General features: G+C 37.3%; 9 protein-coding genes. 8 read left to right on the top strand and 1 reads right to left on the bottom strand.

Translation table 11 applies throughout. The annotated features are described in order from the left end of the window. Positions 1-95: 95 nt before the first annotated feature. Positions 96-803, bottom strand: coding sequence for a FadR/GntR family transcriptional regulator (locus AC07XN_RS09995; protein ID WP_309959130.1), 708 nt, complete (start codon positions 801-803; stop codon positions 96-98). 375 nt (positions 804-1,178) lie between these two features. On the opposite strand from AC07XN_RS09995, the gene AC07XN_RS09990 reads away from it, so the two are divergent. The 8 genes from AC07XN_RS09990 (at position 1,179) to AC07XN_RS09955 (ending at position 12,519) form a co-directional block, all read left to right on the top strand. Then, the gene (locus AC07XN_RS09990) at positions 1,179-4,451 is read left to right on the top strand and encodes a SusC/RagA family TonB-linked outer membrane protein (protein WP_494742945.1); all 3,273 of its coding nucleotides are present in this window, start codon (positions 1,179-1,181) and stop codon (positions 4,449-4,451) included. An 18-nt stretch (positions 4,452-4,469) separates the two neighbouring features. Further along, a complete protein-coding gene (gene nanU / locus AC07XN_RS09985; protein ID WP_494742944.1) occupies positions 4,470-6,005 on the top strand; it encodes a SusD family outer membrane lipoprotein NanU in 1,536 nt (511 codons plus the stop codon). 70 nt (positions 6,006-6,075) lie between these two features. Then, positions 6,076-7,002: a dihydrodipicolinate synthase family protein gene (locus AC07XN_RS09980; protein WP_494742943.1), complete on the top strand. Its 927-nt coding sequence runs from the start codon at positions 6,076-6,078 to the stop codon at positions 7,000-7,002. A 7-nt stretch (positions 7,003-7,009) separates the two neighbouring features. Beyond that, a complete protein-coding gene (locus tag AC07XN_RS09975) occupies positions 7,010-8,158 on the top strand; it encodes a Kelch repeat-containing protein (RefSeq protein ID WP_494742942.1) in 1,149 nt (382 codons plus the stop codon). Next, complete coding sequence (locus AC07XN_RS09970) at positions 8,155-9,396, top strand: MFS transporter (protein ID WP_494742941.1); 1,242 nt, start codon at positions 8,155-8,157, stop codon at positions 9,394-9,396. Before AC07XN_RS09975 ends, AC07XN_RS09970 begins: the two co-directional genes overlap by 4 nt. Next, complete coding sequence (locus AC07XN_RS09965) at positions 9,374-10,600, top strand: AGE family epimerase/isomerase (RefSeq protein ID WP_494742940.1); 1,227 nt, start codon at positions 9,374-9,376, stop codon at positions 10,598-10,600. The genes AC07XN_RS09970 and AC07XN_RS09965 overlap by 23 nt, the downstream gene beginning before the upstream one ends. Continuing rightward, the gene (locus AC07XN_RS09960; protein ID WP_494742939.1) at positions 10,597-11,763 is read left to right on the top strand and encodes a sialidase family protein; all 1,167 of its coding nucleotides are present in this window, start codon (positions 10,597-10,599) and stop codon (positions 11,761-11,763) included. The genes AC07XN_RS09965 and AC07XN_RS09960 overlap by 4 nt, the downstream gene beginning before the upstream one ends. Positions 11,764-11,793: 30 nt before the next feature. Next, on the top strand, positions 11,794-12,519 hold the full coding sequence (locus AC07XN_RS09955) for a sialate O-acetylesterase (protein WP_494742938.1): 726 nt from the start codon (positions 11,794-11,796) through the stop codon (positions 12,517-12,519). Positions 12,520-12,556 lie beyond the last annotated feature (37 nt).

Raw genomic sequence — 12,556 nt, 5'->3', positions numbered from 1 at the left:
AAAACCTTGCTCAACATCTTATCACTAGTCAGGAATTTAAGTCCCTTACTAGTGATAAGATGTTGGGTTTATTAGCAAATGTATTTCTTAATTAACTAAGAAATCAATCGAGCGAAGTGGTTTTCCAAGTGGTTTCTCATGCCATTTCTGAATAATTCGGGCGAACCATTTTCCAGAATATCAATCAAGCCTTTATGCGAAACAAATTTCTTCATTTGAACCTCTTTTTTTAGGAGTCCACTATTATGGACATAATCAAAAATAGGCAAAAGCATACTTTGAAATGTCTTCATTGTTTTATTTCCTGTTATCTCATAAAGCTTTCCATGAAACTGTATTTCATGATCAATATTAAATAGATGTGTTTCGCTTGAAGCAGGTTCATTTTTTACAATTTCCTTCAATTCATCAATATCCTTAGGCGTTATCTTTTGAAAAATAAAATCAGCCATGCCTATTTCAAGCACTAGCCTGATTTCAAAGATTTCTTTCAACGTCTCTTCATCAAGAATATGAGGATTCATGCTTTTACCCATAATTCCAAAAATATCTGGACTTGTAATCACAGAACCTTTTTTCTTTTTCGACTCTATCATCCCCATTGTTCGCAGTCGGGTTATTGCCTCTCGAATGACGGTCCTGCTTACTCCTAGTAGTTCTACCAGCTCTATTTCTTTAGGGATTACATCTCCTACCTTCAGTTTCCTACTTTGTAATAATTCAACAAGGTTAGCTTCAACCTTATCTACCAATGAGCTGCTATCAACGGTAGTAAAGTTATTATTAACAGAATCTTTAATCATATTATGTATTACTTATTTAAGGTAAAAGTAAGATTTTTATTTGATTTCACTAACTATTATCTCTTTTTTGATTATAAAATGCCTTAAATAGTCAATCAAGCACTTTTATAGACAATAACATTAGATACTGCAAAAATACATTCAAATAATGCTTAATTGTTATAAAATTGTAATTATATACTCATTTTTGAGTATTAAGTATTACATATTAATTAATTTTGTGGGAAACAATGAGTACTTATTAGGCTATACAAATCAGTAATTATTACTATTTTGTGATTAAATGTAAAATTTTTTGATTTTTATTTGCAATATGTCAGATATAACTTCTACATTTGTTATGTCATACATAATACATTAAAACTATCTTCCATTATGAAAAATATTTATCTGAAAATTTGCTTATTAACAGCTTGTTTTCTCTTTGCATTAACCACATGGGGACAAACAAGGAAGATTATCGGAAAAGTTACCGCTAATGATACTGGCGAAGAACTTCCAGGAGTTTCAATCATTATAAAAGGAAAAACAGTAGGAACCATTACCAACGAAAAAGGAGACTTTACACTAGCTGTTGATGAAGGAGATATCCTTATAGTAAGTTATGTCGGTTATCTTAAAGAGGAAATTAGTATTAGCAAATCTTCTACGGTCTCTATAAAACTTAAAAACGATATTACAGCCCTCGGGGAAGTAGTTGTGGTAGGATACGGAACGCAATCAAGAAGAAACATCACTAGCTCGATTGGTAAAATTGACAAAGACATCTTGGCTAATAGTCCCAGAGCCAACGTAGGAACAGCCTTACAAGGCTCGTTAGCAGGGTTGCAGGTAGTCAATCGTTCAGGTACCCCTGGAGCAACGCCTTCAATTTTATTACGTGGTGGAGCATCCATCAATACCCCAGGTTCTCCGTTGGTAGTTGTTGATGGTGTTATTAGAACTTTGAATGATATTGCTCCCGACGATATTGAGTCTATTGAATTGTTAAAAGATGCAGCCTCAACTGCCATTTATGGGGCAAGAGCCAACAATGGCGTGATTCTTATCACGACCAAACAGGGAAAAGCAGGAACTGCTAGGGTAAGCTATAAATTTACAACGGGTTTTAATAAAAATAGAGAAGGTTACAAATACATGAATGCTAGAGACTATATTTATTATAACAGGCTCGGCAATTTGAATTCTGGAAGAACCCTTGCTCAGGTTAATTCATCTCGTGGATATGGCTTATTGACAGATGCGGCTAATCTCGCTTTGTTTGATATTAGAATCAACAATGCAGCTAACGCTGGTCTATTATCACAAGGATGGCAAGCGATGGATGACCCTTATGGCGGCTCAATTTTATACAAAGACCATAGTGGAGAAATAGAAAATCTTGTTTTTAGAAATACTACTACACAAGACCATTACCTAAGTGTTGAAGGCGGAAATGATAAAGGAAAATACTTTGCTAGTTTTGACCATTACAATGAAGATGGTGTTATTGTAGGCTCTGATTATAAACGCTATACAGGTAACATCAATGGTTCGTACAGAGTGAAACCCAATTTGGAAATAACCACAGGGGCAACTTTCTCAACGTCTTCACAGAATGGTACGTTAGCCTCTGAATCAAATGTACTTTACAGGAGTTTAGCGATTTGGCCAACGATGAATCCTTGGTTGGATTCTCTTAAAACGATGCCCAACCCTGGTAACAGCATTAGCGATGGAAATCCGTTGTATTGGTTACAGAAAACAAAAAGAAATAGCGAAGTCAATCGAATTACCGTAAATGCTTCCGCTAAATATGATATTACTAAAGATTTATATGTAAAGGTGAGTGGTAATGCCTATTTATTCGAATCGCTTAATCAATCTTTTAATTTAGCGACGCAGACGTATACTAACTTGTACACTAATCCTCCGTCGTTTAGCAATGCTACCCGTGCATCTACCGCTTTATTTTCAAGGTCAGTACAACAGCAGTATAATGCTATTATCAATTATCAAAAGGAACTTGGCGATTTTCATCATATCAATGCAATGCTAGGAGCAGAAGTATTCGGTCAGAAAAGTTTTGAAATGCAAGTAAGTGGACAGAATGCACCAACTGATGATATTGAGACGGCTAATGCTTCTACGACTTTTGCCGCAGGAAGTAATTATTCTTTCAGAGATGAATACAAAATTTTATCTCAATTTGGTCGCTTAAATTACGATTTTGATGAACGTTATTTGCTTAGTTTAGTAATAAGACGAGACGGCGTTTCGAGCTTAGCAGACGAAAACCGTTATGGTATTTTCCCCGGTATGTCGGCAGGCTGGAACCTTCACAAGGAAAAATTCTTTCAAGAAAGCTTTTTAAACAATTATGTCAGTGCATTAAAACCAAGGTTTAGTTATGGCTTCAATGGTAATGTAGCGGGTATTGGCAATTATGAAGTACAAGGCGTATATGGTTCTCAGGGTAATTATAATGGTAGTCTTGGGTTTTTGAGTACCAATATTATTAATTCTGGATTAAGATGGGAAAAAAGCAAAACACTCGATGTAGGACTAGATATTTCTTTGCTAAAAAATAGATTGAACATTTTATTCGATTATTACGATAGAAGAACTAGCGACTTATTGACCAATTTGACCTTGCCTAGTTATGTAGGCTATAGCTCAGTAAGAACTAACTTAGGCACTTTCCAGAATAAAGGTATAGAGGTAACCGTTAATGCAACGATTCTTAAAAGTCCCAATGGATTGACTTGGAATCTAGGTGGAAACGTTTCATTTACCAGTAATAAAATCCTCCAATTACCATACAATGGCAACGAGAATAACCGTCAGGGAGGTTTACAAATCTATGACCCAACACAAGGTAAAGTCGTGTGGGTAGGTGGCTTGCAAGAAGGACAACCTTTGGGCGCTATATATGGATTCAAGCAGGTTTCTATTTTCAAAAATGAGGAAGAAATCGCTAAAATTGCCGCTAATAGAGTGGATAATATTGCAGGCATTGGTGGTCCTTCTACTTCGATGGCGAATAAAATTACCCCAGGTGATGTCAATTGGCTAGATGTAGATAAAAACGATATTATTGATTCAAGAGACCAAGTTTATTTAGGAAACATTACGCCTAATATTACAGGTGGGTTTACCTCTAGTATCTCGTTTAAAGAATTTTCACTATTCACTAGATTCGACTTTGCATTAGGACATACCATTTATAACGACTTGGTAGCGCGTACTTTAGGAAATTACCAAGGAACATTCAATTACATTGAATTACAAAAAGAAGCATGGTCGCCAACGAATACTGATACCAATATTCCAAAGGTATATTATGCTGACCAAGTAGGGGCACCTGCTGGTAAGAAGAACTATACAAGGGCTAATAATGGCGGACAGGTACTCAACGGGAATAATTCACAATTCTATGAAAAAGGTGATTATTTAGCTTGCAGAGAAATTACTGTTTCTTATGATTTGTCAAAATACAGACTCTTAACCAAGTGGTTTTCTCAAGCACGCGTTTACGCTAACTTCAACAACCTATTTTATATCACCAAATTTAGCGGACCATCTCCTGAACCTCCAACGGGTGGTATTTATGCAGGTACATATCCAACGCCCAAATCTGTAGTTTTAGGTGTTCAGGTTTCATTTTAATTATTAAAAAATACTTTCATGAAAAATATCATTAAAGCAATATATACATGTTTAGGTATCTGTTTGATGCTTACTTCGTGCAATACTAACCTTGACTTAACCCCTGTTAGTAGTATAAGTGACGCCAACTTTTGGAAAACTGCCGACCAGTTTGACGCTTTTGTTTCGGGGATTCATGTGCGTTTCAGAAGTCATAATGCCAATTTTCAGGCTTTAGGAGAATTACGTTCTGACATATTTGGTACAGAAGCCAATAGTCCAAGTACTTTTACTGGCGAAGCCACCCAAGGATTAGAAAGAATGTGGCTACAGACATTGGATTTAGATAATACGGGAGTAAGTAATTTTGGAGGTTTTTACAGCAATATTGTTCAAATAAACTTATTGATTCATAAGCTGAATACTACCAATATTGTTACGAGTGCAACCAAAGGATATTATTTAGGAATTGCGCATGGACTAAGGGCTTATTATTACTTTCACCTTTTGAGATCATGGGGCAATGTAGTGATTCAGACAGACCCTATTTTATCGATTGATATTTCTAATCTTGCCAAAGCGGCCTCGTCTGAAGCTGAGGTAATGAGTTTGATTAAAGCCGACCTCGAAAAATCGGAGAGTAATTTTGGCAGTAACTATACCTTCAGAAATAGTAAATCGTATTGGTCAAAAGCGGCTACTTTGATGCTAAAAGCTGAGGTTTCTCTTTGGAATAGCTACCGTGGTGGCGGTGTGGCAGATGCTACCACAGCTTTAAATGCCTTGAATGATATCAAAACGAATATTCCAAGCTTGGCCTTATTACCTAGTTATAGTTCGGTTTTTGCTTCGGCTAATAAAGGCAATAATGAAATTATTTTTGCCATACGCTACGTACTCAATGAAGCTAGTATGACTTTTATTACAGGTAGCTTTGTACCACAATCAGGACTTATTGCAAACTTCTATGACCTAAATGGTTCACGACAATTTAATGTCACTACCGACAATTGGGGTGGCTTATTGCGTGCTCCAGTTCGCATAGCAACTTATCAAAAATTTGATGATGCCGATACGCGAAAACTAGCATCTATCCAACCCGCCTTTAGTAAAAAAGGGACAGGCTTTGAGCTTGTAGGATGTTTTACCAATAAATTTCAAGGCGAACAAAATGCAGGGACTAGAGCTTTTACGAACGATTACCCAATCTATCGTTATGCCGACTTATTGTTAATGATGGCTGAAGCAAAAGTGATTTTAGGACAAAGCCCTGCCACAGAAATAAATCTCGTGAGAGCTCGTGCTTTTGGGACACAGTACAACGATAAAAAATATGGTTTTCCTAACCAAGCAAAAGATGCTAGCCCTATTAATGCCATTTTGGACGAACGACTATTTGAATTTGTTTTTGAAGGCAAACGCTGGTATGATTTACGCAGAGTAGGCAACAATTATGTGTTTGCTAACACCACTGTGCTATCTAGCGAAGCCTATAAATTATTATGGCCAATTGATAGAAACTCGTTGACTAACAACAGGTCATTAGTACAAACGCCTGGTTATCCAGCATTTTAAAAACTTTTATAAGGCAAGTAATATCACTTGTCCTATACTACTGAATCTCATTAAATTAAATAGTAAAAATATGAAAAACTCGCATCTTACAGGGCTAATTGCTGCACCATTTACACCAATGCATACCGATGGAACACTTAATGTTTCTGTTATTCCTCAGTATTATCAAATGCTAAAATCTAATGGTATTACAGGAGCATTTATTTGCGGTTCTACAGGCGAAGGAGTATCCATGACGCAACAAGAAAAAAGAAAAGTTGCCGAAGCATGGGCAAATTGTACGAAGGACGATGCAGACTTTAAAGTAATGATGTTTTTGGGTGGCACTAGTATTGCCGATTGCAAAGAATTGGCAATCCATGCCAAGGAGATTGGGCTATATGCTATTTCTTTCACAGCCCCTTTTTACTTTAAACCTGCCTCCGTAGAAGTGCTTGCCAATGCTTGTTTGGAGGTAGCTTCTGTAGTACCAGATATGCCATTGTATTATTATCATATTCCTGTATTAACAGGTGTAAATTTTGCGATGCATGATTTATTAAAAACTATTGATGGACGAATTCCCAATTTCGCAGGCATCAAATATACTCATGAAGATTTCATGGATTATCAATCTTGTTTGACATATGCTGACCAGAAATATGATATGTTATGGGGACGTGATGAAAATATGTTATCGGCTTGGGCATTGGGAGCTAAGGGAGCGGTAGGGAGTACTTTTAATTATGCCGCACCACTGTATCATCAATTAATACAAGCTTTTGAAGATAACGAACTAGACTTATCTCGCAAATACCAAATGACTTCAATCGAGATGATTCGGTTGTTAGGTAAATATGGTGGCATTTCTACGGGTAAGGCATATATGAAAATGATTGGGATAGACTGTGGTGAATTTAGAGCTCCCGTGAGGAATATGAGTAAGGAACAATTTGAAGATTTTAGAAAGGATGTAAATTCATTGAATTTCTCCTTATTTTGCTCTAAATCTATCTAAAACATTCATGAAACAGCTATTAATGTCATTATCTTTTTTAACCTTAAATAGTATTGCCCAAAGCCAATCAATCAAAAGTATTGATTGGTCTTTGGTTACTCAGCTTCCCGTGTCCGAAGGTCATAGTAAACAAATGGGATTGGCTGGGCCAGTAGCTGGACATCATCATAATGTATTAATCGTTGCAGGAGGTTCAAATTTTGAAGATGGGCTTCCTTGGGAAGGTGGAAAGAAAAAATATTTTGATGATATATATGTCTTGAAAAAGGATGGTCACAGTAAATACCTTTGGCATAATCATACTTTTAAGCTTCCTCAAAATATAGCCTATGCCGTTTCAGTAAGTACTCCCAATGGCCTCCTTTGTATTGGAGGTGAGAATGAAAAAGGTTTGAGCAATAACGTTTTTTATATTCAATGGAATGATTCTCAGCAGAATATACAATTTGTCACGCTACCAAGTTTGCCAATACCGCTAACCAATGCTACAGGGACAATCGTCAGCAATCGCTTTATTTATGTCGCAGGGGGCGAAATAGCCAATGGCGTTGCTAAACAATTGATGATGATGGACATTGATAATACTCAGGCAGGATGGCGCATAATATCTCAACTCCCGCAAGCGGTATCACATGCTGTTTTGTTGAATAATAAAGATCAACTTTTTTTAGTGGGAGGACGAAAACGCAATGATAATGGCATTAGTAATTTTTATGATACTGTTTTTGCTTTTAATCTGCTCAGCAATACTTGGGCAACCAAAAGCAGTCTGCCTTATGCTTTATCCGCTGGTACTGGGCAAGCATTATCTCCTAACTTTTTACTAATGTTTGGGGGAGATAAAGGCACTACTTTTCATCAAGTAGAAACTCTTCTTAGCCAAATACAAGCAGAAAAAAATGAGCAGAAAAAAGAGGAACTTATTCAACAAAAAAACCAGCTACAACGCCAACATCCTGGTTTTAGTAAAAATGTGCTTCTCTATAATATTTCAGCTAACAAATGGACAACGCTTAATCCAATTAATGAAACAACAGCCGTCACAACGACCGCCATCGTATGGGACGGCAATATATTCATACCTTGCGGAGAGATAAAAGCAGGCATTCGCACAGCCAATATCCTGATTGGAAAATTTAACATGACAAACCCATGAATGCATCAAAAACATACAAATGGTTGGTAGTAGCCTTGCTTTGGGGTGTAGCCTTGCTCAATTATCTTGACAGACAAATGCTTTCAACGATGAAAGCGAGTATGCAGGTATCTATTCCAGAACTACAAACTGCTACAAATTTTGGTTATTTAATGGCTGTATTTTTATGGATATATGGTTTGATGAGTCCGCTGGCAGGTATTATTGCAGACAGAATCAATAGAAAATGGATCATCGTAGGAAGTCTTTTTGTTTGGTCAGCAGTTACTTTTCTGATGGGTTATACCACCTCGTTTAATCAACTATTTTGGTTACGTGCCTTAATGGGTGTCAGCGAAGCATTGTATATTCCTGCGGGACTTTCTTTGATTGCCGATTACCATTCTTCTCAAACAAGGTCTTTAGCAATAGGCATACACATGACGGGGCTTTATACAGGGCAAGCCTTGGGTGGTTTTGGGGCAACTGTCGCTACTTATTTTTCATGGCAACAAACTTTTCATTCATTCGGGATGATAGGAATTGTTTATGCTGTAGTGCTTTTATTATTTCTGAGAGAAAAGAAAGTTGTCGTTGAGCCATCTCAAAATACTCCACTTACTCCATCCAAAACTTCCTTGATAAAGGATTTAGGAGTATTATTTTCTAATGCTTCCTTTTGGATGCTCCTTTTTTATTTTACCATTCCAAGTTTATCTGGTTGGGGTATTAAAAACTGGTTGCCAACACTATTTGCCCAAAATCTCCATATCGAAATGTCAAAAGCAGGGCCATTATCTACCATTACGCTAGCGGCATCTTCTTTATTGGGCGTAATAATGGGGGGAATCTTATCGGACAAATGGGTTCAACATAATATCAGGGGGCGAATATATATTAGTACCATTGGCTTAGTACTCACGGTTCCTGCATTGTTATTACTTGGCTTTGGGCATAGTCTTGTACATTTAATAGGTGCCGCACTTTGTTTTGGCTTAGGTTATGGCATGTTCGATGCCAACAATATGCCCATCCTTTGCCAGTTCGTATCCGCCAAACATCGAGGTACCGCCTATGGACTGATGAATATGTCGGGTGTTTTTGCAGGAGCATTTATCACCAATTTATTAGGAAAATCTACTGATAAAGGCAATTTAGGGTATGATTTAGCCATTTTAGCAGGCTTTGTATTTATTGCTGTGGCTCTTTTTATTGGCTTTATCAAACCCAAACACAATGACTTTAACAACACCATTTAACCTGACAACAATGCTCTATTCAACCCAAAAGCTTATTGAATTAAGAGATTTTTATAAAAACCAATTACTCAATAATACTATCCCTTTTTGGTTTCCGAGAAGTATTGATACTGAATATGGAGGTTATTTATTAATGAGAGACCAGCAAGGCAATTTAATTGATGATGACAAAGCCGTTTGGATTCAAGGACGAGCAGCATGGATGTTATCAACGTTAAACAATACTTTTGAACATAATCCTTTATGGATAGAAGGGGCTAAAAGTGGCATTGATTTCTTGAATAAACATTGCTTTGATACTGATGGACAAATGTTTTTTCATGTAACCAGAGACGGACAACCTATTCGCAAAAGAAGGTATTTTTTTTCAGAGACATTTGCCACGATTGCCAACGCTGCTTATGCTAAAGCCACTGGCGACCAACAAGCGGCTGAACAAGCTAGATTCCTTTTTGGCAAATGCATCGAATACGCCACCAATCCATCGTTATTACCTGCCAAGTTCACAGTCACTCGCCCATCCAAAGGAATTGGTGTGCCAATGATTATGATTAACACGGCTCAACAATTAAGAGAAACGATTGGCGATGACCGTTGTGATGAATGGATTAGTAAATGGATTGCTGAAATAGAGACGGACTTTGTAAAAGACGACATTCGTTGTGTCATGGAAAGTGTTGCACCAGACGGCAGTATCATCGACCATATTGATGGTCGGACGCTCAATCCAGGGCATGCCATGGAAGGTGCTTGGTTTATTTTACACGAAGCCAAATATCGTAATAACGACCCACATCTGATTGCACTAGGTTGCAAAATGCTAGACTATATGTGGGAAAGAGGATGGGATAAAGAACATGGCGGCATTCTTTATTACAGGGATGTTTATGACAAACCTGTGCAGGAATATTGGCAAGACATGAAGTTCTGGTGGCCACACAACGAAGTAATCATCACCACGTTATTAGCCTATTTGATGACAGGCAATGAAAAATATGCTCAATGGCACCAAATGGTACATGAATATGCCTATTCACATTTTCACGATGCTGAACATGGAGAATGGTTTGGATATTTGCACAGAGATGGCAGTGTGGCACAAACTGCGAAAGGCAATCTTTTTAAAGGGCCTTTTCATTTGCCTAGACAAGAATGGTATTGTTATAAAATTTTAGCTGATTATTTAAAAGAAGAACAATCATGAAACAAAATATTTTATTATTCCTGTGCCTTATTTTACTAGGTCAATCTTATACCCATGCACAACAAATACCCGTATTCGTTTCGGGGAATGAAGGGCATAAATCATATCGCATTCCCGCTATTATCAAGCTTCCTAAAGGTGATATATTAGCCTTTGCCGAAGGTCGACTACAAGGTAGTGGTGATTTTGGTGATATTAATATTGTGATGAAACGGAGTGCAGATAATGGTAAAACTTGGAGTAGCCTCTCTACCATTGTCGACTACGATACACTTCAAGCAGGCAATCCAGCACCTGTTTTTGATGATTCCGACCCAGCATTTCCTAAAGGTAGAATCTTTCTTTTTTATAATACTGGAAACAATCATGAAGGCGAAGTAAGAAAAGGAAAGGGATTGAGGGAAGTATGGTACAAAACATCAACAGATGGTGGGTTTACTTGGAGTGAAGGGGTAAATATTACCTTGCAAGTACACAAACCGAACCAACCTACTGCTAATCCTGCTTATAATTTTAAGGAAGATTGGCGTTCTTACGCTAATACGCCAGGGCACGCTACCCAATTTAGTGCAGGAAAATACAAGGGCAGGATTTATGTAGCCGCCAATCACTCCCAAGGCAATCCACAGAAGCAATTTGCGGATTATTTTGCGCATGGATTTTATACAGATGACCACGGAAAATCTTTTCAATTAAGTAAGACCATTGAAATAGCAGGTGGAAATGAAGCTACTGCTACGGCCATTTCAGGAGATAGGCTGATGTTGAATGCCCGTAATCAAAAAGGAGATATCAGACAAAGAATTGTAGCCATAAGCAACGATGGGGGGCAAAATTGGGATAAAACATTTTATGATGCAAACCTCCCTGACCCCGTTTGTGAAGGAAGTATTTTAACCATCGGGAAGAAAAAGGGGAAACATATTTTAGCTTTTTGTAATGCCGCTGATACGCAGAAGCGTAATAACCTAACCTTAAAAATCAGTTTTGATGATGGACAAACATGGGCTATCTCAACATTAATAGACAAAAGTGATGATAAAGACAATCATGACTATACAGCCTATTCAGACATTGTTCAGACAAAGCGTAATGAAGTAGGCGTGCTATATGAAAAAAATGGATATACTCAAATCGTTTTTACTACGGTAAAATGGAAATAAATCAACTGGATTAACTTGCTCATTTTTTACATGAAAAAACGTTTTATCATCCTCTCTTTTGTCGCTTGTTGTTTGTGTCATGCTTCAATAGCACAATTACAATTGCCCATTATTTTTACGGATAATATGGTTTTACAACAAAACATGGAGCTACCAGTTTGGGGGAATTCTTGCAAAAACTGTAAGGTAGAAGTTAGTTTTAATAACATTACAAAAAGCACTTATTCGGATAATAATGGACAATGGAAACTGCGACTGCCGTCTGTAAAAGCGGGTGGTCCGTATACCTTAAAGGTTAGCGATAAACATACAACTATCCTATTAAAGAATATATTAGTTGGTGAGGTTTGGATTTGCTCGGGACAATCAAACATGGAATGGCGGCTCGAACAATCAAGCAATGCCAGGCAAGAAATACCCAATGCTAATTTTAATCAAATTAGGTTGTTTAGCATGGTGGCACAAAACAAAGCTCGCCCTTTAGCAAATGTGGTATTTAGTGATAGCCTGCTTGATGCATTACAGAAAGGCTCTTTTTATGAACCAACTACTTGGCAAGTTTGCTCGCCATCAACTGCGGCCAAATTTTCAGCGGTGGGGTATTACTTTGGCAAAGCGCTTCATCAAAAATTGAATGTTCCCATTGGATTAATTTGTAATGCCGTTGGCGGTACTACCACTCAGGCATTTATCGATTCCGTCAGTTTGGCATCACACCATAGCCGTCAGGCTAATTTGAAAATCTTATCTTTGTGATATGGGAAAAGATTATTTTAAAGATATAGATTTATCA

This window comes from Arcicella sp. GW458-12-2-14-TSB2, assembly GCF_059423785.1.
This window is presented reverse-complemented; position numbering and strand designations above follow the sequence as displayed.